This window comes from Candidatus Pantoea formicae (genome assembly GCF_011752625.1).
Lineage (GTDB): Bacteria > Pseudomonadota > Gammaproteobacteria > Enterobacterales > Enterobacteriaceae > Pantoea > Pantoea formicae.
The window spans coordinates 141,495-167,537 of the sequence record NZ_VWXD01000006.1; the positions used below are offsets into that span (position 1 = coordinate 141,495).

21 protein-coding genes and 1 tRNA gene are annotated in these 26,043 nt (G+C 51.4%); 10 read left to right on the forward strand and 12 right to left on the reverse strand.

Annotated elements, in window-relative coordinates; all coding sequences use genetic code 11:
* Positions 1 to 52: 52 nt before the first annotated feature.
* The 3 genes from F3J38_RS18065 to F3J38_RS18075 are packed head-to-tail and all read left to right on the forward strand — an operon-like array spanning position 53 to position 2,489.
* Positions 53 to 658 (forward strand): phage repressor protein CI, encoded by a 606-nt coding sequence (locus F3J38_RS18065; RefSeq protein ID WP_167140741.1) that lies wholly within the window; start codon positions 53 to 55, stop codon positions 656 to 658.
* Positions 659 to 667: 9 nt separating this feature from the next.
* Entirely contained in the window at positions 668 to 1,690 is a 1,023-nt protein-coding gene (locus tag F3J38_RS18070) for a phage integrase (protein WP_167140743.1), read from the forward strand.
* A gap of 22 nt (positions 1,691 to 1,712) precedes the next feature.
* Entirely contained in the window at positions 1,713 to 2,489 is a 777-nt protein-coding gene (locus F3J38_RS18075; RefSeq protein ID WP_167140745.1) for a coiled-coil domain-containing protein, read from the forward strand.
* A gap of 61 nt (positions 2,490 to 2,550) precedes the next feature.
* Here the strand turns inward: F3J38_RS18075 and F3J38_RS18080 are convergent, their stop codons facing one another.
* Positions 2,551 to 3,900, reverse strand: coding sequence for a DUF4145 domain-containing protein (locus tag F3J38_RS18080; protein ID WP_167140748.1), 1,350 nt, complete (start codon positions 3,898 to 3,900; stop codon positions 2,551 to 2,553).
* A 222-nt stretch (positions 3,901 to 4,122) separates the two neighbouring features.
* Here F3J38_RS18080 and F3J38_RS18085 point away from each other — a divergent pair.
* Positions 4,123 to 4,207 (forward strand) — tRNA-Ile (locus tag F3J38_RS18085).
* A 623-nt stretch (positions 4,208 to 4,830) separates the two neighbouring features.
* Here F3J38_RS18085 and F3J38_RS18090 read toward each other — a convergent pair.
* The 3 genes from F3J38_RS18090 to F3J38_RS18100 form a co-directional block, all read right to left on the reverse strand.
* Positions 4,831 to 5,094 carry a DUF4282 domain-containing protein gene (locus tag F3J38_RS18090; protein ID WP_167140749.1) on the reverse strand — a complete coding sequence of 88 codons (264 nt, stop codon included), beginning with the start codon at positions 5,092 to 5,094 and terminating at the stop codon, positions 4,831 to 4,833.
* Positions 5,095 to 5,516: 422 nt separating this feature from the next.
* Complete coding sequence (locus F3J38_RS18095; protein ID WP_167140940.1) at positions 5,517 to 6,224, reverse strand: MgtC/SapB family protein; 708 nt, start codon at positions 6,222 to 6,224, stop codon at positions 5,517 to 5,519.
* Between the two features lie 305 nt (positions 6,225 to 6,529).
* Positions 6,530 to 7,273, reverse strand: coding sequence for an HAD-IIB family hydrolase (locus F3J38_RS18100; protein ID WP_167140751.1), 744 nt, complete (start codon positions 7,271 to 7,273; stop codon positions 6,530 to 6,532).
* Between the two features lie 142 nt (positions 7,274 to 7,415).
* On the opposite strand from F3J38_RS18100, the gene ddlA reads away from it, so the two are divergent.
* Entirely contained in the window at positions 7,416 to 8,510 is a 1,095-nt protein-coding gene (gene ddlA, locus F3J38_RS18105) for a D-alanine--D-alanine ligase (RefSeq protein WP_167140753.1), read from the forward strand.
* A gap of 355 nt (positions 8,511 to 8,865) precedes the next feature.
* Here ddlA and F3J38_RS18110 read toward each other — a convergent pair whose 3' ends face one another.
* From F3J38_RS18110 to F3J38_RS18120, 3 genes are all read right to left on the reverse strand, one after another.
* Entirely contained in the window at positions 8,866 to 10,290 is a 1,425-nt protein-coding gene (locus F3J38_RS18110; RefSeq protein WP_167140755.1) for a GGDEF domain-containing protein, read from the reverse strand.
* Between the two features lie 328 nt (positions 10,291 to 10,618).
* On the reverse strand, positions 10,619 to 12,082 hold the full coding sequence (locus tag F3J38_RS18115; RefSeq protein WP_167140757.1) for a SulP family inorganic anion transporter: 1,464 nt from the start codon (positions 12,080 to 12,082) through the stop codon (positions 10,619 to 10,621).
* Between the two features lie 691 nt (positions 12,083 to 12,773).
* A complete protein-coding gene (locus tag F3J38_RS18120) occupies positions 12,774 to 13,583 on the reverse strand; it encodes a 5'-nucleotidase, lipoprotein e(P4) family (RefSeq protein ID WP_167140942.1) in 810 nt (269 codons plus the stop codon).
* Positions 13,584 to 13,692: 109 nt separating this feature from the next.
* Between F3J38_RS18120 and F3J38_RS18125 the strand changes: the two genes are divergently transcribed.
* Positions 13,693 to 14,403, forward strand: coding sequence for a purine nucleoside phosphorylase YfiH/LACC1 family protein (locus tag F3J38_RS18125; RefSeq protein ID WP_167140759.1), 711 nt, complete (start codon positions 13,693 to 13,695; stop codon positions 14,401 to 14,403).
* A gap of 30 nt (positions 14,404 to 14,433) precedes the next feature.
* Here F3J38_RS18125 and F3J38_RS18130 read toward each other — a convergent pair whose 3' ends face one another.
* From F3J38_RS18130 to idnD, 3 genes are all read right to left on the reverse strand, one after another.
* Positions 14,434 to 15,753, reverse strand: coding sequence for a gluconate:H+ symporter (locus F3J38_RS18130; RefSeq protein ID WP_167140761.1), 1,320 nt, complete (start codon positions 15,751 to 15,753; stop codon positions 14,434 to 14,436).
* A gap of 79 nt (positions 15,754 to 15,832) precedes the next feature.
* Positions 15,833 to 16,597 carry a gluconate 5-dehydrogenase gene (gene idnO / locus F3J38_RS18135; RefSeq protein ID WP_038644549.1) on the reverse strand — a complete coding sequence of 255 codons (765 nt, stop codon included), beginning with the start codon at positions 16,595 to 16,597 and terminating at the stop codon, positions 15,833 to 15,835.
* Between the two features lie 9 nt (positions 16,598 to 16,606).
* On the reverse strand, positions 16,607 to 17,638 hold the full coding sequence (gene idnD, locus F3J38_RS18140) for an L-idonate 5-dehydrogenase (protein WP_167140763.1): 1,032 nt from the start codon (positions 17,636 to 17,638) through the stop codon (positions 16,607 to 16,609).
* Between the two features lie 471 nt (positions 17,639 to 18,109).
* On the opposite strand from idnD, the gene F3J38_RS18145 reads away from it, so the two are divergent.
* Positions 18,110 to 20,113, forward strand: coding sequence for an NADPH-dependent 2,4-dienoyl-CoA reductase (locus F3J38_RS18145; RefSeq protein WP_167140765.1), 2,004 nt, complete (start codon positions 18,110 to 18,112; stop codon positions 20,111 to 20,113).
* On the opposite strand, the gene rlmG is transcribed toward F3J38_RS18145, so the two are convergent.
* The gene (gene rlmG / locus F3J38_RS18150; RefSeq protein ID WP_167140767.1) at positions 20,114 to 21,232 is read right to left on the reverse strand and encodes a 23S rRNA (guanine(1835)-N(2))-methyltransferase RlmG; all 1,119 of its coding nucleotides are present in this window, start codon (positions 21,230 to 21,232) and stop codon (positions 20,114 to 20,116) included.
* Between the two features lie 81 nt (positions 21,233 to 21,313).
* Here rlmG and F3J38_RS18155 point away from each other — a divergent pair, with 81 nt between their 5' ends.
* Positions 21,314 to 21,814: a M48 metallopeptidase family protein gene (locus tag F3J38_RS18155; RefSeq protein WP_167140769.1), complete on the forward strand. Its 501-nt coding sequence runs from the start codon at positions 21,314 to 21,316 to the stop codon at positions 21,812 to 21,814.
* On the opposite strand, the gene F3J38_RS18160 is transcribed toward F3J38_RS18155, so the two are convergent.
* On the reverse strand, positions 21,811 to 23,490 hold the full coding sequence (locus tag F3J38_RS18160) for a chloride channel protein (protein WP_167140771.1): 1,680 nt from the start codon (positions 23,488 to 23,490) through the stop codon (positions 21,811 to 21,813). The two genes, F3J38_RS18155 and F3J38_RS18160, sit on opposite strands and share 4 nt — an antisense overlap.
* Positions 23,491 to 23,629: 139 nt before the next feature.
* On the opposite strand from F3J38_RS18160, the gene F3J38_RS18165 reads away from it, so the two are divergent.
* Together F3J38_RS18165 and F3J38_RS18170 are read left to right on the forward strand one after the other, a co-directional pair.
* Positions 23,630 to 24,616, forward strand: a complete 987-nt coding sequence (locus F3J38_RS18165) for a Gfo/Idh/MocA family protein (protein ID WP_167140774.1) — start codon at positions 23,630 to 23,632, stop codon at positions 24,614 to 24,616.
* A 256-nt stretch (positions 24,617 to 24,872) separates the two neighbouring features.
* Positions 24,873 to 25,844, forward strand: a complete 972-nt coding sequence (locus F3J38_RS18170) for a TerC family protein (protein WP_167140776.1) — start codon at positions 24,873 to 24,875, stop codon at positions 25,842 to 25,844.
* Positions 25,845 to 26,043: the final 199 nt, after the last annotated feature.

Genomic DNA, 26,043 nt, shown 5'->3' on the forward strand with positions numbered 1-26,043 from the left:
TCATCACTATTAAACACGTATTGATACGACGAGTGAATATTAGGATCACAAATTGGAAAGTTCAACGAAAGATTTTACGAGTCATAAAGCTCCAACTTTACCAGAGGGTGGTAAAGATCCCATTGAGCGCATCGTTCGGGCATACGGTTTTGCATCTCGACAGGCGCTGTGTCGGCACTTAGATGTGTCTCAAAGCACCATGGCTAACCGCATAATGCGTGGGAACTTTCCTGCTGATTGGGTTCTGATTTGTTCGATGGAAACCGGCACTTCCCTTGAGTGGCTGACATATGGACGCGGCGATTCGAACATCACAAATCAAGAACAGCCATCAACCAAAATCGAACTCAGAAAAATCACAAATGGGAAATTCTCATCATCTGATTGGGTTGAATATGACGCTCAGCTATTACCAAGTGATGTTAAAGCCCCACTGTTAGTACATTTCGAGAAACAGAATTACCTGTTAGACATGACCGCCGCGGAGATCACTGACGGGCTGTGGCTCATCGAGATTGATAAGCTCATTAGCGTTAAAGAACTGTACCGTTTTCCCGGCGGGCGCATCCGCATTGAGAATGGAAAAGCCTCATTTGAATGCAAGGCAGACGACATCAAGGTCTTGGGCAAAGTCGTTGCCCGCACTGAGTACCTTTAAAGGCAAAGCATGGCGATAAACAAATTACCCAACGGGAAATGGCAGGCACAGGTTTTCCCAAACGGCCGAGACGGCAAAAGGATTCGCCACCAGTTTGCGACGAAGGGCGAAGCGCAATCCTATGAGAAGTTCGTAAAAGAACAGGCTCAAGATAAGCCTTGGCTGGGAGAGAAAGCAGATAAGCGGCGGGTAATTGAGCTGGTTGAATTGTGGTTCAACACGCATGGTATTACTTTGGCGGATGGTGAGAAGCGGCGAACCACAATGGCGTTCGCCTGCGAGGCTATGGGAAACCCATTCGCAACCGAGTTTAACGCGAAAATTTTTGCGTCTTATCGCGAGCAGCGGCTAAGCGGGAAAATCACCCGCTCCAGCCGAGTGAAAGCGGTTACGCCGCGCACGGTTAATTTAGAGCTGGCGTATTTCAGGGCGATGTTTAACGAACTACGCCGGTTGGATGAATGGACCGCTCCAAATCCGTTAAAAAATGTGCGCGAGTTTAAAATCAGTGAATCGGAGATGGCATATCTCACCATCGAGGAAATTAGAACCCTCCTCGCCGAATGTGAGAACAGCCGATCTAAAGACCTGACTACCATTGTGAAAATCTGCCTAGCAACTGGCGCACGATGGAGTGAGGCCGAAGGCTTGAAGGGAAGCCAAATCCGCGCCGGTCAGATCATCTACGTGAAAACTAAAGGTAAGAAAAACCGCGCGGTGCCGATAACTGAAAAATTACAGGCTCAACTGCCATCCAGCAGGAAAGCACAGTTGCTCTTTAAACCATGCTACTCAGCTTTTAGAAAGGCCATGCAACGCGCTGGCATCGAGACACCTTCTGGGCAAATGACGCACGTCTTACGACACACCTTCGCGTCTCATTTCATGATGAACGGGGGTAATATTCTCGTGCTTCAGCGGATATTGGGACATACCGATATTAAGGTGACAATGCGATATGCACATTTTTCCCCAGATCATTTAACTGAGGCTAAGAATCTAAATCCACTCGCTAGAAATTTTTCAATTTAAAATTTTAATACAGGATATGGAAATGTCTAAGATTGATACTTGGTCTACAAGGATTGCCAATTTTTCACAAATTGGAGTATTGGCTCTAGCAGCATTTGGATATTTTTATACGGTACTACCTGTATATCAGAAGTCACTATTAGATGAAGAAATAGCAAAGAAAACTCTTGAACTTGAGAAAAAAGACAAGCAACTTTTAGAGCTTAACGGAACTTTGAACCAACGGTCGATTGAATTGAACCAGCTTTTGAAAGAAGTTAATCAAGTAAAAGATGAAGCAAACTCAGCCAAATCAAACTTAAAAGTCGTGCAAGGTAAATTCTCGGAGCAATATTCAGAACTTAGAGTGCATCTCTTATCACAATTCATATCACTGGCTTATGCTGAATGTTACAAGTCACTATCAAACTCTAATAACATTTCACAATGCTTTACTAAAATAGCTGAGTCGTCAAACCTTCGCGAACTCAATCAAAGAGACAAAGGAAAACTTAAATATAACATTATAAAAGAAACCCCTAACTTGTTAATAGATTACGCCAACAAAAAAAGTGCTCTAGAGTATGCTTTGAAAAAATTTGATGAAAGAATTTTATCCATCAATAAGGAATGCGAGTCAAATAAGTTGAGGGATGAATATGAAGATAGATTTAAAAAAATAAACATTGATTTCGAATGTGATAATAAAAGAAGAGAAATGGAAAGCAAAGCATCCGAATTGAAAATGAAGTTTATTTTCGCAAAGCAAAAGTTAATTTCAGAAAACTTAGAAAGAATATCTCAAAAAACATTAAATTAATTGCTTGCAATAAATAAACAGAGGGTAAAATTGAAACCCTCCGTTTATTTTATAAATGATATTAAAAATATTCCTTTTCAAAATCCTCTGCTTTGCCAAGGGACGGCTTAACCCTATCAATTATTTCTTGGCAGATAGCAATATCATCCTGCAAAGCTTTAACTGCCTGCCCCTTGATTTTAGGGATGTTATTAAATTTCCCGTTCATCATACCTTCAGCTCCAAATGCTCCCCATTTGCCTGCGGTGCAGATGTGAATAATGAGTTCCAAGCAACTTGTGTTGTCCATCAAAGTTGATATGTCATCGTCGTATGTACTTGCACTCTGAGCAAAAGAGTTAGCTTCAGAAAAAGTCGAAGATCCTGCCTGTTCAAAAATTGATTGTATGACTTTCCGACTAGCCCATTCATGGCCTTTAATACACTTCATCAACACCGGGCTAAGCTTATATTTTTCAAGAACATTACCAACGCTAGAACTGAAACACCTATCAATAATATCTTTATTTAAGCCAAGCACACTTTTAGTAATTTGAACTGGATGTTTTAAATAAGTATGCTGATCCGAGGATTTTGTTGCGGAGATTGTATCCTCAATCATTTTATTTAGCCTCAAATAAACTATATCGTCTATACCCTTTAACAAACCACCATTAGTTGAAATACACTCCATTAAACATTGTCTTTTACTATCATCAGAACTACATTCTATAATGACTTGTTTTTTGATCTGTTCAACAACATCATTATTTAGTGGTTTGAAAGATAATCCTAATAGATATCTTTTCGCATTTAGCTTAATTTGCTCATTAGCATCATCTAATGATAAAAGAAGTTTATTTAAGAGGTACGAGTATCCATCATGATGAAGATTTTTAACACCTTCATTAACAACAACAGCATGGTCCTGGATGTTCGAAGTAGGGAATAAATATGAATTAGTTAACTTTGATAGGATTTGATCGGCAACTTGAGTTGTTGATAAAACAGGCTTTGAAAGAAACCTGTGTATGGTTTCAGAATAAACATAGCGAGCTTCTTCTGCTGTGGGTTTATGACCTGAAGGATGTGCAGCTTTATTTCTAAGCGTTCTTAAAACAGTTAGAAAATCAGCATCAATTTCCGTAATTATTTTTTCAGATTTTAGTTTGTTAAGCAAATCGCTTTCATATACTTTTTGCTCATCTCTTTTTTTAGATATTTCTGTAAATATTGCTCTGGCCACTCTGTTTGTAGTGGCCATCCCATCTAACTTTTTAAACAGGTCCTCGAAGATAGCAATGAATGAAAGCACCACACAAGCTCGATGTGCGCCAGTCATATAGCACGTTAAAGCTTCTCGCATGTATTCTTTCAATTCAACATCAACGATATCACCAATAAGCTCTTCCATATCCCTTAAATTTGACATAACTATTCCTTGAGATTAAAGTTTAATGTTAGGTTGAGTACAATTAACGGTTTATAATTCAACATTATTATCGGAAAATTTTGCTGTTATTTTAGTGTTTTTTTCATTCGATATGAACATTTAGTTATCACTTTTCTTTGCTTGATCGAGCACAAAAGATTGGCAGCAAAGCGCAACGCTATGTGCCACTTTTCATCACTATTCGGCCTAAAGAAAAGATAAAAATCAGTAAGTTACTGATTTTACTTGCTTCAAATTGGGACTCATAATCGCTTGGTCGCTGGTTCAAACCCAGCAGGGGCCACCAAATTCTCGATTCCAATCAATAGCTCATAATAATTTACAGCTTCTCAATTGATATAGTTGCTTAGCGACGTCCTAATCCCATCCTCATAATATTCAACTAGTTTAATAATCACCCATCTTGAAGTGAAATCAGCAACTGCTGGGTAAGCGGTAACGAGTATCAATATTAAATGTTGAGGCCAAGCTTAAATTTTCTAGAATAAGCAATAAAAACAATCAGCAAGGAATTCTTAGTGATGCGTAAAATCCTGCACTCTGAATACAGGTTCCGGCGGCCGCTCGAAGGTGTGGCCGCCTCGACTATTAATTCGGGGATAAAATATGAAAAAAAGCAATCGTGCCGTTCGTCGGCATCATATGAAAAGGCTCAAGACCAAGCGTGGCCGCTACAATAATACTGCTGCTAGCTGGGATGGGGATGCGACTGTCGCCAGTATTGGCAATGTTTATCATACTCCCTGTCGTTGTTCATGCTGGATGTGTGGCCACCAGCGCTTTTACCACGGGTTGAACATGCAGGAAGTTAGGGCAAGAGCGAAGCATCAGGAGTAAACATCTAAACCTGTTTGGGCGCACAACCTGAAGTGCGCCCAAACGAAGCTCTAAATCAGAGCTGGCAACTCATTACTGATTAGCGTCGCGTTTAGGCTGATTTTCCGCAATACGACGCAGATATTCGGCCATTTTGAACATAATCATAATCATTTCAAAACTGATACGGATACCTACCATCATTCCCAGACCGACCAGTAATTGCCAGAATGAAAAGCTGTGTGTCACAGCTAAGCTGATAAAACCAGAGATCACCACACCCAGCAAACTCAGCCAGTAGCAAACCAGCAAAATTTTAGGCGTCAATAAACTGTCAAAAAAGAAAATCTGTCTCATATCTGTCCCTTTAAATTATGTTGATCCGTCCTCTTCCGGTAACATCCGGAAAACAATTAGCGAGATCGATTATCCACATATATTTACCCCTCTCAACACCCAATGACAAAAATCAATTAATAAACAATAAAATCATAATGTTATGAATATAATATAAACCACCACAGCCTTTCGCACCCACTATAAATGGGGTTTAATCCAAATTAGAGGTGTGAAAAAATTAAAACCCAAGAATTCAACCTCCTATTAATCGCCATGTTTTATTACTGGGAACATTAGATTGATAATTTGACGATTAAGTTTCTTATTAATAGAAAAAACAAATAAATATTATGATGCATTCACTGCTAAATCTGAAATCCATATTAGCCAGAACAATTCATTTTCTGGCTAATATGAGTGAATCTGGTGAAACGTTCTCGCTACAATTCCTGTTGCAGTTCACAAATCTGCCACCTAACCGAACTTACGCCCTTCTCCAGACTGATCCTGCCCACTAAATTCTCCAGTTGGTCAGTCATGCTCGGTTTCCCCAGCACTTCCGCATTCACCTCCATGCGATGCGGCGGATTCATATCCTCGCTGTGCAGTGATTGCAGGCGCAGTCCGCTGCCGCCGAGGCTGTGTAACATCAGGCTACGCACCTGCACTTCATCCTGTGCCAGACAGATAATTTGCACTTTATAGTGCTGCACCACTTCTTCCGCAGGCACCAAACTTTGGCGATTAATCCCCTGCGCCAAATCGCGCAGCAGAATATTGGCGCACAGAATCACCATGCAACCAATCGCGGCTTCCAGCAGCAATCCCATGCTACACAGCACGCCCACGGCGGCAGTACACCATAGTGTTGCAGCGGTATTCAGGCCGCGTACGTTGAGGCCGTCGCGCATGATCACCCCGCCACCGAGGAAACCGATGCCGGAGACCACATAAGCCGCCACGCGTGAGGCATCGGTGGCGATGCCGGGTACGCTTTGCGTCATCAAAACAAATAAACAGGCGCCAGTGCTGACCAGCGCATTGGTGCGTAAACCGGTCATACGTTGGCGAAGCTGGCGCTCGCTGCCAATCAGCGCGCCTAAAACCAGCGCGACAGTGACGCGCAGTAAAAAGATTTTCCAATCCATCATAAACCTCACTCCGCTGCTTCAGGCAGGCGGAACTTCAGGGGGAGTAAATGGATTACAGTCGGAGCCACTACCGCTTAAAAATCAGCAGCATCACGTATAAAAACAGGGGGAGATTCTGGAAGGAAATCCACCGTCTTAACGCACGGTTAAGACAGCGTTGAGGGCTATCTTACCGCAGGGACCTTTTGTAATCGTTCGGGACAGGTGTCCAATGCAGTTATCCTCTTGGGGTAAAAGTCGGCGCGATTGTAAACCTCGCGCCGGTTAATTGCTATCCAACTGCGCTTCTGTTTATCAAATGTTTACGCGGTAGCATCACTTTCAAACTGCATTAACAGCTCAGGAATCGCCTCCATTTCGATGTAATGCGTGGCGTGAGGGAAATCCTTTTCCTCGCCGATAAATACGGCGACTTCCGCATGGCTAAGCATGATGAAATCATTTTGATCATTACCAAACGCGGTATATTTCTCGCTGCCAATCAGCTCGCTCAGGGCACGGTATTTATTATTCCCCTGCGGCGTGATGTCGTAGAAACCATCGCTACGATGGGTATGCACACTGACATTCTCCGCTTCAACCAGCGCCATCACGGATGCTTTGTGTGCATCGGAGAGCATCAGGATTTTCGTCACGCCCTCTTCCATCAACGCCTGTTCGCTGATCTCTTCACTGCTAAGCGAGCGGATGTATTCATGGAATGGGTGCTCCCGACTGGAGAGTGAAAAGCTCCATTCGCCATCCAGTACATAGGGGATGTCCAGTGCGATCAGATGTTGCACTACCTGCTTCACAAACGCGGGATTGAGCGTATGGCTGGTTTTAATTTCGCCCGCCTGATAGGCCATGCCGCCATTGCAGCCAATAAAGGTTGCAGTATACAGTTCCTCAGAAAGCATCGGCAGCATGTCACGCACGGGTCTGGCAGAGGCGAAAATTAACTGATGATGTTGCTGTAGTCTGGCAAGGCTCTGGCAGAGTTCAGCTTCTACTTTCAAGCCACCTTTTGCGATGGTGCCATCAATATCAAATACGTAAATACCCATCAAATCATCCTTAATTTATTGGCCATCATTAGCCGCTGGCGAAAATATCACCTAATGATTGCCGTGTAAAACTCAGGCTGTCTGAGCTGATTCTGACCGTGCTATCTTACCCGTTCGCTTTACCGCAACCGGATCAACAGCAATGGCAAAACAACGTGTAGGAATCGTGTTTGGTGGCAAATCGGCCGAGCATGAAGTGTCATTACAATCAGCAAAAAACATCCTCGAAGCGATCGATAAGAGCAAATACGAGGTGGTGCTGCTGGGGATTGATAAACAGGGCGAATGGCATCTGAACGAGGCGTCAGGCTTCCTGCTGAACGCCGATAATCCAGCACTGATTGCCCTGAATCGCTCAGGTGAAAACGTCGCGCTGGTGCCCGGCAGTGCTTCTCAGCAGCTGATTACCCGCCAGCAGGCGCAGCCGCTGTCTCAGGTCGATGTCATCTTCCCGATCGTGCACGGCACCTTGGGTGAAGATGGATCGCTGCAGGGGTTGCTGCGCATGGCAAACCTGCCGTTTGTCGGATCGGATGTGCTGGGCTCTGCGGTGAGCATGGACAAAGACTTTACCAAGCGTTTACTGCGTGATGCGGGCTTAAACGTCGCGCCGTGGATCAGCGTGACGCAGGCACAGCGCGCGCGTCTGGATGCGCAAGCCGTCGTCGATCAGTTCGGTCTGCCGCTGCTTATTAAGCCGGCGAATCAGGGATCGTCCGTGGGTGTCAGTAAAGTGGATCGCCTTGAAGATTTGGCTGCCGCACTGGATCTGGCCTTTACCTTCGATCGCAAAGTGCTGATCGAGCAAGGCATCAAAGGCCGTGAGATTGAGTGCGCGGTGCTGGGCAATGACGAACCCGCAGCCAGCCCGTGTGGCGAGGTGGTGGTGCACGATGCCTTCTACTCTTACGACACTAAATACATCAGCGCCGACGGCGCACAAGTCGTGGTGCCGGCTGCTATTAGCGCTGCGGCCAGCGACGCAATTCGTGCCGTAGCGATTCGCGCCTTCCAGGCGCTGGAGTGCTTCGGGATGGCACGTGTGGATGTGTTCCTGACGGAGAGTGGCGAGATCGTGGTGAACGAAGTGAATACCTTGCCAGGCTTCACCAATATCAGCATGTATCCGAAACTGTGGCAGGCGGCGGGATTGAGCTACAGCGATTTGATTACGCGATTGATTGAGTTGGCACAGCAGCGCCATCAGCAGAGTAGTCAGCTAAAAAGCAGCGTTTAATCATCAAGGTCACATCGATTTCCAGGTACGCATAAATGCGTACCCTACGAAGGTAAAATACGTTCGTCATTAATGGCGAACGAAACAATCACAGTCATCGTAGGGGCGCCATTCATGACGACCAAAACAATCAACACCAATCCATCGTAGGGGCGTCATTCATGGCGACCAAAACAATCAGCGCCAATCCATCGTAGGGGCGCCATTCATGGCGACCAAAACAATCAACACCAATCCATCGTAGGGGCGTCATTCATGGCAACCAAAAAAATCAGCACCAATCCATCGTAGGGTCGTCATTCATGGCGACCGAAACAGTCAGCCCCCAGCCCATTAATGGCGGCTGCCACGCACCTCAGGCCACGTCATTCACCACACTGCGTGGCTCCATCGCTGGTGAGGTTTGATTGCGGCCATTACGTTTAGAGAGGTAGAGATTTTTATCCGCCGCCGAGACCAAACGGTTGATCACCCCTGGCCATTCCCGCTCACTCTGCGCGCTGCCGCGTGCCAGACCTAAACTGACCGTCACGGTGACCGTGTTACCCTGAATCCAGAATTTCTCTTTGACCATCGCCTGTCGTATTCCTTCAGCCAACTGGTAAAGTTGCAGGTGGCTGTAGTCGAACACCACCACTACAAACTCTTCGCCACCGAAGCGACACACCATGCCACGATTACCCACCACGCGTTGCATACGGCGCGCAATCTCCTCCAGCACACCATCACCGGCATCGTGACCAAAGTTATCGTTGATGGCTTTGAAATAGTCGACATCCAACATCAACACGCCCGCTTCGCGTTGTAAGGAGAACGGCTCCTGTTTCAGGCTTTCATACAGGCCGGAACGCGACAGCAGTTGGGTGAGGAAATCAAAATTCGCTCGCAGTGCCAGGCGATGATTGAGCTGGCGAATGGCATCCATACTCACCGCCACCAGCAGCGGGCTGAGGGCCACGGTCGCCACGCCAAGCCGCGCCGAAGTGAGATGGCTGATGGGCAGCAGTGCGTCATCGCCCTGAATATTCATCACACCGTGGGAAACGAGAACGATCTCAGTGATGCCCGTAATCAGGATCACCAAGCTTGTAACAGGAATCGGTAACACGATGGCACACCAGATCAGTGCTGGCACCGGGAAGGTCAGACTGCCTGCCCCGCCAATCATCGCCCCCATGGTCAATGACAGCACCACCGCCGCCAGCGGCAACAGTTTGCCGGGGTGCAATAAGGTGCGCGGGGATACGCTGCGTAAGGGGCGCGCCAGCATCACCGGCAACAGCATTAATGAAGTCGAGAACTGTTCGCTAAACCAGTCGCTCCACGCCACAACGAATCGCGCATTAAAATCGATATCCTGTGCCCATGCGCCCCAGGTGGCACAGGCTGCGGCACCGAGAAAACAGGCAGGGAATATGCGCATGGCATTGAACACCTGGCTATTGGCAGAAGGCGGCTGCAGGTGCTTAATCAGCATGCTGACTGACACGAGAATAAACAGGATATTGGCGAAGTTCACGGTCACCGCCGGCAGCGCCCAGCCGGAGAATACCGTGTCGTTAAAAATCATTGCAGCAAAGCACACCAGATAACTGGAGGTGGTATGCAGGAAAGGGTTGCGCACCATCAAACCGGCTATCAGCGCGTTAACGGGCCAGAATAGAGAGAACTCCTCCGGGATGCGCAAATGACTGCCAATAAAGCAGAAAAAAAGCGTAATGAGGAACAGCGAGAGTGCATTCTTTTTTAAATTATTTTCAGCAAACAGCTTAACGCGCATACGTCTGAACCCTGTAACCTGGAAATCGCTGCTTTCTGCCCATCGGCATCAGCAAGTATTAAACCTGAAATAACCGAGCAATGATTCGGCAATTAAGCGAGTGTTCATCACCCTACTCGGCGGCTGAACGGCGCTCAATCGCTGCGGATGTAGCGACAACATAACCCGGGCGGCGCTGCTACGGTCCGACGCGCAATACATTGCGCCACGATATGACATGCGAGAGTGAACAAGAATTGCTGCAATTATGCCCTGCAAATAAAAAAATCGGATATCCGAGATATCCGATTTTTACCTTAAAAACCAGCTTTTAAGCCAAATGATATTGCTATTTCATCGCAACTGGCCACTGACTCAGACGAATACCACGCTCGCCGGCGTTTTCGCCAAAATCTCGCAGCACCGCTTTGATATCAGGGTCCATGTACTCCGCGTTGTCATTATCAACAATCACCGTGCTGTTTTCAGGGATCTCGGCCAGTAATCCCTGCAATTTAGGGTTATGCATAAAGGTGAGGTTTTGCTGAAAGCGCAGCACATAGTGATCGTCATAACGGGTCAGCTGCAACGCATTGCGATGGCTCTTGTAAATGCTGCAAAGGATTTGTGTCGCGATACCGATGCCAATTCCTGCCAGCATGCCAAACACCAGGATGCCGCCAATCGTGGCGAGGAACGGAATGTACTGCTGGGTGCCCGTACGGAATTGCTCGATGAACAAGCGCGGCGTCGCGAGTTTATAGCCGGTATACAACAGAACGGCGGCAAGGCTCGCAAGCGGAATCGCATTCAACAGATCGCTAAACCACAGGCCACAAATCAGCAGCAGTACACCGTGAATCAGGATTGATAGTTTGGTCTGAGCACCAGCACTGACGTTAACCGAGCTGCGCACGATCACTGCGGTGATTGGCATCGCACCCAAGAAACCTGCCGTCAGGTTGCCCACGCCCTGCGCAAACATCTCTTTATTCGGCGAGGGGGCGGGATGCTGCGGTCGCAACTTTTTCAGTGCTTCCTGGCTTAGCAGCGTTTCGAGGCTGGCGACCAGCGCCAGCGTCACGGCCACCATCCAGACAGAAGGATTTTTCCACGCCAGCCAATCGGGGGTTTCCAGCTCCGCTGCTAGCGCGGGCAGGCTATCAAAGGCGGGCAAAGCGATACGTGGTAAGTCAGGAAACAGGCGATCGCCAAACAGGGTTGCCATGCAACCAAACAGCACGGCGACCAAGGGGCCGGGGATCCAGCTCAGCACCTTCACGGATTTCACCATCGGTGTGGTCCAGAGCCACAAAATCGCTAAACCGATTCCCGCGACGATCATTGCACTGAGTGAAAATTGGAAATCCCCTTTCACCAACGACACCAACTCAGCGTCACCCGTCGCACCCAGAGCCACCGGAATCTGCTGCATTATCAGCAGAATGCCGATAGCCGCCAGCATGCCTTTGATCACGCTGCCCGGCACCAGTGAAATAAAGCGACCCGCTCGCAGCAAGCCAAACAGGCACTGCAACACACCCGCCAGAATCAGCGCGGTTAGAAACGCAGAGAAACTGCCGAGCGTTTGGATCGAAGCCACCACGATTGTCACCAACCCGGCGGCTGGGCCGCTAACGGCAAAGCGCGATGGGCTCAGTGAGGTGACTAACAAGCCACCGATCACTCCAGTAAGTAAACCGGCAAAAGGTGGCAGACCGCTGGCTTGCGCAATGCCAAGGCAAAGCGGTAGTGCCACCAAGAAAACCACCAGACCGGCGGGAATATCCTGACGAAGTGTATTTAGATTCATGGCACGGCGCCCTCTTCGTATAGCGGGATAAGCGCTTTAAGATGGCCGGACTGTTGATGTGCCCTACTGAGATTTTTCGCTAATAAGGGTTTAAGTATCGTCACAATTATCTTCTCTCTACGTCCAGAAATATCGTTTTTAGGCAAAGCCACAGGTATAAGGATGCGACTACAACAATCGATTGTGGGTTAAAGCAGAGCTTCTTCACAGAAATTGTTTATAGCTGCTTATGCTTGCTGTTGCACAAGGAATATTAATGGCCGCAGATTCACAACGCGCCTTGTAAAATCATCGTCAGGAAATGTCATTCTAAAGTAATGAAATGCAAGTCAAAACATCGACACTTAAAATAATTAATTTCAATTAAATTAATAAGTTGAAATAAATTTCAAATTATTCACCTCAAATGAAACAACAAAACTATACATGCATACTGATTATGCCTTTGCACCACAAAGGGGAAATAAACCTTTTGAGATGAGAAAAGTCTTAATTAAAAAATTTATGATTAGCATGATTAACCGGGTATCCGGCAAATTAACAATATTTACCGCTATTTTCTTGTGATAAATAAAGCAAGAGATCAGGAAAATAATGAGGAGAATAATAATGACGAGGAAAAGTAAATATTAATGGCCCTGAAATGCACCCCAGAGCGCCTGCAAATACAGGCGCTATTGGGTTTGAACCGCTATTGGCCGTTCCAGGCTTTCAAACGTGCTTCACGGACCTGAAGCTGCTGTTCTGGCGTCAGTTTGTTGTAGTTTTCCGCCATGCCACTTTCCCAGTCACCGTACAGTGGGTTAGGCAGAACGATAAACTGCGTCCCGAAACGCTGATGATTGAGGCTAACAAATTGCTGACGCTGCGCATTGCCCTGATGCCAGGTCGCACCGCCAAAGTCGTTCAGGTTATCGCCCACATACAACACCACGTTGTATCCGGCATTTTTGACCGCATCGAAGCGCTCCTGTTTATTGGAGTTTCCGGTGCTGAGGCGCACGGTTTTATCGCTCACGCCGCTGAAGCCCAGTTTATTGAGGTTATCCACCGTGGCGGCGTAATCCTTCTGATCGCGGTTTGAAACATAGAACATGGTGCCGCCATGGCTGTTCACATAGTTGGCAAACTCCACCGCGCCCGGCACCGCAGTAGCCTGACGTGCCTGGGTCCACGCGGACCAGGTTTTGCCGGAGAACGGCTGGCCATGCTTCGCTTGCCACGCGCTATAGGCGCTGTTGTCGATCATGGTTTCATCAAGATCGACGATTACCGCCTTCGGCTTACCCACCAGCGACGGCGCGGCATCAAAGGCCATGCGCGCGCTATTAAACGCTTGCCAGCTTAATGCCTGATACTCACCGGACTGCTGGAACCAGTTCACTGCCAATACCGATTGCTGGGCGAGCTGCTGCTGTGCCTGCTGTTTAGCCGGTTGCGCACATCCTGTCAGCAGCAACGCGAGAATGCCGGACGCCGCCAGCAACGTGGTGTTTTTCATCATTTATTCCTTAAGTGATTATGGTCAGTTTGTGTAAAGCTTTAAAAATGTAGCAGTTAACGTAAGCTGTGGGCAGAAGAATGCAGCCGCCCAGTCAAAGGAGACACTTATGTCGCATTCCGGACCGCGCTCAACCTTGCTTGATGCCCTGCCGTGGCTCGATTATGCCTTCCAACCGGCCGGCCAACCGGTTCCTGCAGAGGCGGCTTACGGTCAGCAGCGCCACAGCGCCACCGTCGTGCTCGCCTCACAAAACCAGCCGCCGAAAAGCTGTGAGTCTGATGGCGTGATAGGCGAGCATCAGTTGCCCGTGGCGGTGTATACCGCTGACTGCCTGCCAGTGCTGTTTGCCGACACCCAACAGCATCAGGTAGCGGCCGTACATGCCGGGCTGAAAGGCACGTTGAGCGGTGTACTGCACAGCGCGATTGATGGCCTACTGGAACGCGGCGCGCGCACTGAGACGCTGCATGTCGCCATCGGTCCGGCTATCGGTCCATGCTGCTATGAACTGGGCAAAGATCTGGTAGCGCAGATGCAGCAGCGCACGGATTTGCCCGAGCTCAAGTGGTCGGGCGATCAACCGCAGAATCACGCCGCGATTCGCCCACAAGCACGCGCACATCATCAAGGTGTATGGTTTGATTTGCCGCATCTGGCGCGGGGATTGCTGTTACAGCGTGGTATACCCGCACAGCAAATTGAGGTGCTGAATGTGTGTACCTATTGCATGGCGGAGACGGGATCAAGCTATCGCTACAACACCCATTTTGACAGCGGCTACCAATCACGATTCTCCTGGATCCGTAGCCGAGATTAACGGCTTCACTTCCCTGTGAAGCCCATTACATCAGTGGATAATGGCATTCAACGCCAGTACACCCGCCAGGCCGAGGATGGAGATCAACGTCTCCATCACCGTCCAGGTTTTCAGGGTTTCCACCACGCTCAGATTGAAATAGCCCTTAAACAGCCAGAAGCCCGGATCGTTAACGTGTGAGGCGATCACACTCCCCGAGCCGACGGCCAGCACCATCAGCGCTGGATCGGCATGCGTGGCTGCGATAATGGGTGTCACGATCCCTGCAGTGGTAATCGCTGCCACGGTGGCCGATCCCAGTGCCACACGCAGCATGGCGGCGACTGTCCAGCACATCAGCAGCGGTGAAAGCGACGAGCCCTTCATCATATCCGCGATATAGTTGCCGACACCACTGTCCACCAGTACTTGCTTGAAGGCACCACCACCGGCAATGATGAAGATGATCATGGCGATGGCGGCAATCGATTCACCACACATATCCATCACTTCTTCCATCTTGCGTCCGTTACGCAGTCCCAGCGTCAACACCGCGATCACCACAGCGATAAACAGCGCGACCGCCGGGTTACCGATAAATTCAAAGAACTGGCGCAGCGGGTTCTCTTTCGGCGTGGTCAGCTCAAACACCGCCGCAATCGCCATCAGCACCACCGGGATCACCGCAGCAAAAATACTAATGCCGAAGCCTGGCATCTCCTCTTCGCTGAAGATTTTTGGGTTGTACAAACCTTCTGGCGGTGACTTCTCAAAGCTCTTGAGGAATTTGGAGAAGATCGGCCCGGCCACAATCACCGTTGGAATGGTGATGATCATGCCGTACAGCAAGGTGGTGCCAAGGTTTGCGCCAAAGATAGTGGCGATCGCCGTTGGACCGGGATGCGGCGGCAGGAAGCAATGCGTCACCGAGAGGGCGGCAACCATCGGCACGCCAACATACAACAGCGGCAGGCCAGCAGCGGCAACGATAGTGAACACCAGCGGCAGCAGCAGCACGAAGCCTACTTCATAGAACATCGCCAGGCCGACGATCAAACCGGTGACCACCAGCGCCCATTGCAGCCGTTCTTTACCGAAGGCGGCAATCAGCGTGGTCGCCACGCGTTGTGCCGCGCCCGTGTCCGAGACTAAGCGCCCGAGCATGGCGCCGAAGCCGAGGATCATCGCTAATCCGCCAAGCGTCGAGCCGATACCTTTCTGGATCGAGGCCATCACATTGAGCGGTGTCATCCCTTCGGCAATACCCACCACCGCCGAAACAAACACCAACGCAATGAAGCCGTTGACCTTAAATACAATCATCAACACCAGCAGCAGTATCACACCCAGCACAATAATGGTTATTGGCATTTTTTATTATCCTTAGAAATACAGAGGGGTGATTAAGTTTTAGGCGCGGCCCGGCAATAATGCCAGCCGCGCCATGGCATTACACGGCGACGCGCATACCACCATCAACAAATAACAGGTGACCATTGACGAAATCAGAAGCGCCTGAGGCGAGGAACACGGCAGCACCGATCAGCTCTTCCGGTTTACCCCAGCGCGCCGCCGGAGTGCGTTTAGTGAGCCAGCCGGTGAAAGCGGGATCGTCGGCCAGTGCCTGGGTCATCTCGGTGACGAAATAGCCCGGTGCGATGGCGTTCACCTGAATGTTATGGCGCGCCAACTCAACGCACATACCGCGGGTTAACATCGTGACGGCCCCTTTTGAAGCGGCATACGGAGTGATGGTGTCGCGGCCCAGCTCGCTCTGCATCGACCCGATATTGATGATCTTACCGCGCTGACGATCCACCATTTTTTTCGCCACGGTTTGTGATACCAGGAACACGGCGGTCTGGTTAACGGCAATCACGTCATTCCAGTCCTGCTCCGGGAATTCGAGGAACGGACGGCGGCGCTGGATCCCGGCGTTGTTGACCAGGATATCAATCGGGCCCCATTCGGCTTCAATCTCATCCACCGCCTGCTGTACCTGCGCAGACTGCGTCACATCAAAGGCTTTGGCATGGGCACGTAAACCCAGCTCACGCAGCTTTGCCGCGCCCTGCTCTGCACCCTGTTCGGTGGTGGCGTTGACGATCACTTCCGCACCGGCTTCACCCAATCCACGCGCCAGCAAAAAACCGATACCGCGCGCGGAACCGGTCAGTAAAACGCGCTTGCCTTCGAGGGAAAATAACTGACTCATCACTGCTCCTTAAAAGGTTAACTGGACTTTCGCTGCGCGGGTTTTATCCCCAGCAAACTGCAATGCCGCATCAATGTCCTGCAAATCGAACTCACCGCTGAACAGCGGCAGTGGCTTAACCACACCCTTTGCCAGCCACTCGACGGCAGTATTAAATTCGTGAGTGAAGCGGAAGGACCCAACCAGCTGAATCTCTTTGGCAATCAGCGCCATGATCGGGAAGTTCGGAATGGTGCCGCCCATGCCGACCTGCACCAGCGTGCCTTTTGCGCACACCACGTCCAGGCAGCGCTGCAGCGAAGAGGGATGGCCTGAGGCTTCAAACGCCACATCGAAGTAGCCTTTGTCCGCCAGATAAGGCGTGAAATCGCCGTCCGCGGCGTGTATCACCTCAGTTGCGCCCATTTGCTGCGCCATCTCTAATGAACGTTCGCTGATATCGCTGCACACCACCGATGCCGCACCGCGCGCTTTAGCGGCAGCGGCGATCAAGCAACCAATCGGCCCCACGCCAGAGATAAACACGTGCTTGCCGGTGAGATCGCCCGCCTGATGGGTGGCGTGAATGCATACCGCCAGTGGCTCGGCAAACACCATCACCGTTTCATCGGCGTCTTGCGGGAAAGGCACGCACTGTTTGCTGTCCACCACTTTGTATTGCGTAAAGCCGCCATCGACGTGCGGCACATACATGGCGCTACCGAAGAAGCGCATCGAGGTGCATTGGTTTTCCTGATCGCGCTGGCAGTATTTGCACTCTCCACAGGGTTTGGACGGATTGACCGCCACTTTTTGATCCGGCTTGAGATTAGGATCATCGCTCTCCACCACCTGGCCAATCACTTCGTGGCCGAGGATCATCGGCATTTTGACTTCGAAGCTGCCGACTCTCCCTTCCTGGTAGTAGTGCAGGTCGGAACCACAGATGCCACCACGCGTAATACGCACCAGCGTGCCTTTGCCGTCCCACTTCACCTGTTGCTGCGCGACGCTGACCTGTTTTTTACCGGTAATGACGCAGGATTGCGTTTCGATATTCATTGTTTCCCCATTGGGTGCCGTTGCAATGGGGTCATAAAAGCGGGATTGGCACGGCAAAACTGTGAACCAGATCACTCAAATTCATGTTACGAAAAAGGTGTTACCTGGAACGTGAACTGCTCGTACAGAAGATGGAATCGGGATCACCTTTTTCCGAGAAAAACCAAGACCGGTCTTGGGGATTAACCGCGGTGAGCTATGTCATTATCGCCGCACCCTCACCCGGGAAAGTTGTCTGGATTGAGTCTGACAGGAGTCATCACTATAGAGCTAATCCATTAGCCCATCACATCGTACTATTACAGGGCGCGCAGGTGTCTTCCCGTGCCTGACGAAGGAGTCCGAACACTTCGTTAGCGACTTGCCGCCCTGCTTTTTTTGAGGTTTCTCACAGCCTGAGCGCCGCGAATTTCCATCCCGTCCATTTCCCGCTAGAGTTCACTCATCCGACCACTTTCTGAGACTGTGATCATGACTGAACACTACGCCCACCTGTTTGCACCGCTGGATCTGGGATTCACCCAGCTGAAAAACCGTTTCCTGATGGGCTCGATGCACACTGGGCTTGAAGAACATGCCGATGGCGCGGCGCGTCTAGCCGCGTTTTATGCGGAACGTGCACGTGAGGGGGTGGCACTGATTGTCACAGGGGGGATTGCCCCGAACCCGCAAGGCGTGGTCGCACATGGCGGGGCCATCCTCAATAATGAGAGCCAATGCGAATGGCACCGAACGCTCACCAATGCAGTACATGCCGAGGGGGGGAAAATCGCCCTGCAAATTCTGCATGCTGGGCGGTATAGCTATCAGCGCGATCTGGTCGCCCCTTCAGCCCTTCAGGCGCCGATTAACCCGTTCACACCGCGCGAACTGAGCGATACCGAGGTTCGACAAACGATTGCCGACTTCGCGCACTGCGCCCGCTTAGCCCAGCAGGCGGGTTATGATGGCGTGGAGATCATGGGCTCTGAAGGCTATCTGATTAATCAGTTTTTGGTCGCACACACCAACCATCGCGACGATCACTGGGGCGGAGATGTGCTGCGCCGTCGGCGTTTTGCGCTGGAAGTCACCCAAGCGGTACGTGCAGCCGTCGGGCCGGAATTTATTATTATTTTCCGCCTGTCGATGCTCGACCTGGTGAATAACGGCAGCTCGCTGGAAGAAACGCTGGCCTTGGCACAAGCGTTGGAGCAGCGCGGTGTCACCCTGTTTAACAGTGGCATCGGCTGGCACGAAGCGCGCATTCCCACCATCGCCACCTGTGTGCCCCGCGCCGGGTTTGCGTGGGTGACACAGCATCTGCGCGAAGCGGTTTCAGTGCCGGTGATTGCGACCAACCGCATCAACCATCCGCAGGTGGCGGAATCGCTGCTAAGTGATGGCATTGCCGATATGGTGTCGATGGCGCGCCCTTTCCTCGCCGATGCAGCCTTTGTGCGCAAAGCGCAAGCCGGGCAGCCTGATGCCATCAACACCTGCATCGCCTGTAACCAGGCCTGCCTCGATCAAATTTTCGTCGGCAAGGTCACTTCTTGCTTGGTCAATCCACGCGCCTGCCATGAAACACTAATGCCGGTAATGGCTGCTGAGCAACCTAAGCACATTGCGGTGGTGGGAGCCGGCCCGGCGGGCATGGCGTTCGCGCTTCAGGCAGCCGAGCGCGGGCATCAGGTGACGCTGTATGAAGCGGACACACAGATTGGCGGCCAGTTTAATATCGCCCGCCAGATCCCCGGTAAACAGGAGTTCAGCGAAACGCTGCGCTACTTCCGCCATCAACTCGATGCAGCGGGCGTGGTGATTCGCACCGACCACCGCGTCAGCGCTGATGAACTGGAAGAGGCGGATGAAGTGGTGATCGCCACCGGCATTACTCCGCGGCAACTTTCCATTCCCGGCATTGATCACTCCAGCGTGCTCAGCTATCTCGATGTCATCCGCGATAAAAAACCGGTGGGCCAGCGAGTGGCGATCATCGGAGCAGGCGGTATTGGTTTTGATACCGCCGAGTTTCTGCTGCATCAAAATGCGCATGAAGATTTCTATCAAAGCTGGGGGATCGATCGTAGCTTGCAGGCGCGTGGCGGGTTGGTGCGCCCGCAGCCGTTGGCAGCGGATCGGCAAATCTGGCTGTTGCAGCGTAAATCCGGCAAGCCCGGAGCCGGGCTGGCAAAAACCACTGGCTGGATTCACCGCGCCAGCTTGCAGGCACACGGTGTGCAACTGTGGGGCGATGTCGAGTATCTGAAAATTGATGATGCAGGATTGCACCTACGCCATCAGGGCGAAGCCATCACGCTGGCCGTGGATAACGTGGTGATTTGTGCCGGTCAAGAACCGATGCGCTTACTGGCTGATGAGATGGCCGCACGGGGTAAAACCGTGCGTCTGATTGGCGGCGCTGATGTGGCGCAGGAGCTGGATGCTCGCCGCGCCATCGCCCAGGCCACTGAGCTGGCGCTCAGCGTGTGATTAACGCAGTTTGACCGAGCGCAGCACCACGAACTTGGCGTTAGACGCCACCAGTTCACAATTGCCAAACAGCTTTTTCATTTTGACGTGATAGCCGAGGTGGCGGTTGCCGACAATACGCAATTCGCCGCCATATTGCAGGCAGCGCTTGGCATCGCGCAGCATTTGCCAGGCAAGATGATCGGTCACCGCGTGCTGCTGGTGGAACGGCGGATTGCACAGCACCGCGTGCAGACGGTCCGACGGGAAGCCACTTAGCACGTTGTTGACGCGGAACTGGCAGCGCGCCAGATCCTGCGGACGGTTCACTTCCACGTTCAGCTTACTGGACGCCACCGCCATATAGGATTCGTCATAAAACAGTACGTCGGCCTGCGGGTTCTGCTCCAGCGCCAGCAAACCAATCACGCCGTTACCACAGCCGAGATCGAGGATTTCGCCTTCAATATCTGACGGCAGGTGCTGCATAAAGAAGCGCGCGCCCACATCCAGCGAACCACGTGAGAACACGTTGGCGTGGTTATGAATCTGGTAAGACGAATCGTCCAACGGCCATACGGTGGTCTCTGACACATCTGGCAGCTCAGGTGCGCTGTAGGTGCAGTAGATCAGACGGGATTTTTTCCACGCCAGTGAAGTTTTGCTCTCACCGAGAATGCGGTCAAACAGCTGCTGCGTCGAGTTGTGGATATCTTTGGCTTTGGCTGCACCGAGGATCAGCGTGTCAGCCGTCACCACTTTACGCAGCGCGCGCAGCTGGTGTTCCAGCAAGGCCAGCGCCTTCGGGATTTTAATCAGCACCACGGCCGGCGCAGCAGGCAGCGGCGCCAGGCTATCGATAAAGTGCACCTGATCTTCATCCATCTCATTGAGACGCAGGTTCTGCTTGGCCGCCTGCTCGCTCAGCAGCGAGTCACTGACGTGCCACACTTCACGGCCGTTCAGTCCGCAGGTCAGCGCACCAAAGCTGTCGTTGAACACCAGCACCGGTCCTTCTGGCAGTTCTTGCTGCAACAGATATTCATCGGCGGAATCCCACGCCTGTAGCGGGCTCTCCTCGCGCATTGGCGGGAAGCGGTGCAGCGTCAGCGTGCGATTGGTCAGTTCAAGTTGGCTCATGGAATCTCCGGCGTGGTACACTTTGCGCGATTTTCGCCCTAAAAAGGGGGCGCAGTATACTGTCTTTCGTCGGGAATCCCAATGTCATTAATCTATCTGCAGGGTTACCCTGAAAACATCCTCGAACAGGTGCAGTTGCTGATTGATAATCAGCGATTAGGCAGCTTTCTGCAGGAACGCTATCCCAACACGCACGATGTTGTCAGCGATCGCGCGCTTTACGACTACACCCAAGCGCTGAAAAGCCGCTATATGCGCAGCGCCCCGCCGGTGAGCAAAGTGATTTGGGATAATAAAATCAAAGTGATGAAACATGCACTTGGCCTGCACACCGCCATCTCTCGTGTGCAGGGCGGCAATCTGAAGGCAAAAGCCGAGATCCGCATCTCCACTTTCTTCCGCCTCGCGCCGGAGCCCTTTCTGCGTATGATCGTGGTGCACGAATTAGCGCACTTGAAAGAGAAAGAGCACGACAAAGCCTTTTACCAGCTTTGCTGCCATATGGAACCGGACTACCACCAGTTAGAGTTCGATGCGCGCCTATGGATGACCGATCAGGCGATGCGCGGTAACGCGGCTTAGAGAAACTCCTGCGCCTTCTGAATCAAACTGGTTTTGGTCAAGGCGCCCATAAAGCGGCGTTCCTGCGGGTTGTTCAGCACCGGCAAGCGCTCCAGCGTCACCCGCGCAAACGCCTCCCAGCCTTCACGCATGCTCTGGTTCTGATAAATGCACGGGAAGTTGTCATCCATCACGCTGCTCACCGGTGAATCCAGCGTGATCTCTTGCGACAGCACTTTGCGGGAAATGTCGTGGATCGATACCACCCCGAGGAACTGTCCTGCACTGTTAATCACATACACATAGCGCTCACGCTTCAGTGAACTCACCGCTAAGGCTTGCCCTACGGACTCCTCTGGCTGAAGCGCCGCACCGGGAATGATCAGCTGATTTACGCGCATATTATCGAAATCGAATTTAGCTTCTGAACGGCTAAAGTGGTTGCTCACCACCGGATAGGTGCTGGCGGATTGCAGTCGATAAACCACCATGGAAGCCAGCACCGAGGCGATCATAATCGGGAATAGCAGGCTACTATTGAGCGTCATCTCCAGCACCATCAGCATCGCCATCAACGGCGCCTGGCTGACGGCCGCCAGCACCGCCGCCATACCAATTGCCGCATACAATAAAGTGTTTCCCACTGGTAAATGCAGTACTACCCCCATCTGTGCCAGCGCCACACCCAGTAGCGCACCAATCAACAGGGAAGGTGTGAACAAGCCGCCGACGGCGTTGGACCCCACCGACAGCGTAGTCGCCAACGTTTTTAGCACCAGCAGGCCAACCAATCCCGCTAATACATAGTGACCATCAATGATTTTCACAATCACTTCGTAGCCGTTACCCAAGATATCGGTGGAGATCAGCGCCAGGAAACCCACCGCCAAGCCGCCAAGACCCAGGCGCGCAGGCAGTGACTTTATACGCCCGAACTGCGCTTTACTGCGGGCAATCAGTTTTATCAACAACCAGCCCGCCAAGCCCGCCACCAAACCAATCACCATGGTCATCAGCAAACTACTGATATCCATTTGAAACAGTGCTTCGGAGAGCGGATAAAGCGCGCTGCGGAAACCCAGCGACCACATGGTCATCACCGCCACCGCTGAGGCGACAATCAAAGGGATTAACCGCTGTAGGGCCGAAATACCGAACGCAATCTCCGCCACAAAGATCGCCGAAGCCAGCGGCGCGTGGTACACCGAAGAGAGGCCGGCCGCTGCGGCCATGGCGACAATATCGCTGTTACGCATCTGCGGGAACCAGCGGCCCAGCAGGCTGCCACTCAGCGCGGAGAGCTGCACCATCGGCCCCTCTTTACCAATCGAAGCACCGCTGCCGATACTGGCAATCGAGGAGAGTGCGCGGAACAGAGAAGTTTTGGTCGGCACCGCATCCAGCCGCGCGTTGATCACTTCGAGATAGTCGGTTTTAACCGTTTCCTGCTTCTCAATCGCCACCGCATAGCGCAGGAAGAACCCCGCCAGCACACCGCCCGCGCCCACCAGCAGCGGCCAGAATATCCACGGCCAGGCATGCATCGCCACGGTGATTTCGCTGTCGCTGTTAAACAGCAGGCGGTTAATCAAATCAATGACACCACGAAATGCCAATGTCACCAGCGAAGCGACGAACCCTACGGGAATCGCGATCAGTAAGGTGGTCCAGTTCAATGCATGTTTACTTCCACTCACCCACGCGTCCCCGTTTGCTGGTTAAAAAAAGCTGCTGCATCATCATATTGGAATGCGGATCGCAGGATCAAATTTCGTCTGACCGTGGCTCCGCTGAACATGGTACTCTGCCGCATTACTGTTGCAGGAGAGCTATACCGTGATTCGTTTTGCTATTGTGGGAACCAACTGGATTACTCGCCAGTTTATCGACGCCGCGCATGAGACCGGCAAAATGAAACTGCACGCTGTCTATTCGCGCCAGCAATCACAGGCCGATGCCTTTATCGCCGATTATCCCTGCAAACTGACCTATACGTCTCTCGACGATTTGGCCGCCAGCCCGGAGATCGATGCCGTTTACATCGCCAGCCCCAATGCACTGCATGCTGAACAGGCCATCCTGTTTATGTCTCATGGCAAGCACGTGATTTGTGAAAAGCCGATGGCGTCGAATCTGCGTGAAGCCGAAGCGATGATCGCCTGCGCGCGTCAGCATCAGGTGGTGTTGTTTGAAGCGTTCAAAACCGCCAGTTTGCCAGCCTTCCTGCAACTGCAAAAAACGCTGCCGCAGATAGGTAAGTTGCGTAAAGCGTTGATTAACTACTGCCAATATTCGTCACGTTATCAGCGTTACCTCGACGGTGAAAACCCCAATACCTTTAATCCGCGCTGGTCGAACGGTTCGATCATGGATATTGGCTTCTATTGCCTGGCCACAGCGGTAACCTTGTGGGGCGAGCCGCAGCAGGTGCAGGCTCAGGCTTCCCTGTTAGCCAGTGGCGTGGATGCGCATGGTGTCGTGGTGCTGGGCTATGGCGATTTTGATGTCACGCTACTGCACTCGAAAGTGAGTGATTCCCTGATCCCGAGTGAAATCCAGGGTGAAGCCGGTTCGCTGGTGATCGAAAAAATTTCCGAATGCCAGCAGTTGCGTTTTATCCCGCGCGGCGGCGAAAGCCAGGTGCTGACGCAAACTCAGCACGTCAATACTATGCTGTATGAAGCCGAGACTTTTGCGCAGCTGGTTGAACAGCGTCAAGTCGAGCATCCGGCGCTGGAAACCTCACGCATCACGTCAAAACTGCTGACGGAGATTCGACGCCAAACCGGCGTGGTGTTCCCGGCGGATAAGTCTGAAGTGTAAATATTGCAGAATATTTCAAACTCCCCATTGAATCCCATCGCGGTTGGACGTATGTTGACCGCTGCAAAGGGGAGTAACTTGTAAGCTGATTGATCGTCATTACGATGCTAAACGCATCCGGTCGTCAGGCAACCCGGAATCTATTCTGAGTTGTAAGTGAGACCTTGCCGGAAGGCGAGGTTTGCTTGCAGCTTAATAAAAGCGGCTAACGTCTTCTGACTTAGCCGTTTTTTTATTTTTCGGACAGGATACGACTATGCACTCTGTAGGCACACCGTTACTCTGGGGCAGCTTCGCTGTTGTTGTGCTCATCATGCTGGCGATTGATCTCTTCTTACAGGGACGTCGCGGCGCTCAAACCATGTCATTCAAGCAGGCCGCCGTGTGGTCGCTGGTGTGGATCTCCGTTTCCCTGCTGTTCAGCGCCGCTTTCTGGTGGTATCTCGAAGGCACCGCGGGCCGCGAAGTGGCCACTGCGCAAACCCTCGCCTTCCTGACGGGTTACGTGCTGGAAAAAGCGCTGGCGGTCGATAACGTCTTCGTTTGGCTGATGCTGTTCAGCTACTTTGCCATTCCGGCTAACTTGCAACGTCGCGTGCTGGTGTATGGCGTGCTGGGCGCGATTGTGCTGCGTACCATCATGATTTTTGCTGGCAGCTATCTGGTCACGCAGTTCAGCTGGATCCTCTACGTGTTCGGTGCCTTCCTGTTGTTCACTGGCCTGAAGATGGCGTTTGCCAAGGAAGGAGAGGATGAGGCTGTGGGTGACAAACCGGTGGTGCGCTGGCTGCGTAAACACTTGCGCATGACCGATAACCTCGAAGGCGAAAAGTTTTTCACGCGCAAAAACGGCGTGTTGTTCGCCACGCCGCTGCTGCTGGTACTGATTATGGTTGAGCTAAGCGACGTGATTTTCGCCGTCGACAGTATTCCGGCTATTTTTGCGGTGACCACCGATCCCTTTATCGTGCTGACGTCGAACCTGTTCGCGATTCTCGGCCTACGTGCGATGTACTTCCTGCTGGCTAACGTGGCAGAACGCTTCTCGATGCTGAAATATGGTCTGGCGATTGTGCTGGTGTTTATCGGTATCAAGATGTTGATTGTCGAGTTCTACCACATCCCGGTGGGGATCTCGTTGGCGGTAGTCGGCATTATTTTGGGCGGTACACTGCTGATCAACGCATGGGTTAACCACAGAAACGACCAGAAGCGTATCTCACCATAATCTTCTGCAGGGGCGGTAATCGCCCCTGCTTTGTTTCGCCAGCTGCAATTTTCACCTTTCATAGCTCTGTCACATTTCGCATCGTCAGCAGATCAAAAAACCGATCTACACCGCACGCACAGAATTATCTCTTTCCTCACCAGGACTTTTCCTTATACTCCGCCGGGCAAACCGTTTGGCGCGGAGGAACCGCGCACAA

Excerpts from the sequence above, each read along its gene's own strand:
- idnO (WP_038644549.1), bottom strand. The coding sequence starts at position 16,597 with ATGAGTCAGTTATTTTCCCTCGAAGGCAAGCGCGTTTTACTGACCGGT.
- F3J38_RS18110 (WP_167140755.1), bottom strand. The coding sequence starts at position 10,290 with ATGCGCGTTAAGCTGTTTGCTGAAAATAATTTAAAAAAGAATGCACTC.
- idnD (WP_167140763.1), bottom strand. The coding sequence starts at position 17,638 with ATGAATATCGAAACGCAATCCTGCGTCATTACCGGTAAAAAACAGGTC.
- F3J38_RS18115 (WP_167140757.1), bottom strand. The coding sequence starts at position 12,082 with ATGAATCTAAATACACTTCGTCAGGATATTCCCGCCGGTCTGGTGGTT.
- rlmG (WP_167140767.1), bottom strand. The coding sequence starts at position 21,232 with ATGAGCCAACTTGAACTGACCAATCGCACGCTGACGCTGCACCGCTTC.
- F3J38_RS18080 (WP_167140748.1), bottom strand. The coding sequence starts at position 3,900 with ATGTCAAATTTAAGGGATATGGAAGAGCTTATTGGTGATATCGTTGAT.
- ddlA (WP_167140753.1), top strand. The coding sequence starts at position 7,416 with ATGGCAAAACAACGTGTAGGAATCGTGTTTGGTGGCAAATCGGCCGAG.
- F3J38_RS18100 (WP_167140751.1), bottom strand. The coding sequence starts at position 7,273 with ATGGGTATTTACGTATTTGATATTGATGGCACCATCGCAAAAGGTGGC.
- F3J38_RS18095 (WP_167140940.1), bottom strand. The coding sequence starts at position 6,224 with ATGGATTGGAAAATCTTTTTACTGCGCGTCACTGTCGCGCTGGTTTTA.
- F3J38_RS18170 (WP_167140776.1), top strand. The coding sequence starts at position 24,873 with ATGCACTCTGTAGGCACACCGTTACTCTGGGGCAGCTTCGCTGTTGTT.
- F3J38_RS18070 (WP_167140743.1), top strand. The coding sequence starts at position 668 with ATGGCGATAAACAAATTACCCAACGGGAAATGGCAGGCACAGGTTTTC.
- F3J38_RS18120 (WP_167140942.1), bottom strand. The coding sequence starts at position 13,583 with ATGAAAAACACCACGTTGCTGGCGGCGTCCGGCATTCTCGCGTTGCTG.
- F3J38_RS18145 (WP_167140765.1), top strand. The coding sequence starts at position 18,110 with ATGACTGAACACTACGCCCACCTGTTTGCACCGCTGGATCTGGGATTC.
- F3J38_RS18075 (WP_167140745.1), top strand. The coding sequence starts at position 1,713 with ATGTCTAAGATTGATACTTGGTCTACAAGGATTGCCAATTTTTCACAA.
- F3J38_RS18130 (WP_167140761.1), bottom strand. The coding sequence starts at position 15,753 with ATGCCAATAACCATTATTGTGCTGGGTGTGATACTGCTGCTGGTGTTG.
- F3J38_RS18090 (WP_167140749.1), bottom strand. The coding sequence starts at position 5,094 with ATGAGACAGATTTTCTTTTTTGACAGTTTATTGACGCCTAAAATTTTG.
- F3J38_RS18155 (WP_167140769.1), top strand. The coding sequence starts at position 21,314 with ATGTCATTAATCTATCTGCAGGGTTACCCTGAAAACATCCTCGAACAG.
- F3J38_RS18125 (WP_167140759.1), top strand. The coding sequence starts at position 13,693 with ATGTCGCATTCCGGACCGCGCTCAACCTTGCTTGATGCCCTGCCGTGG.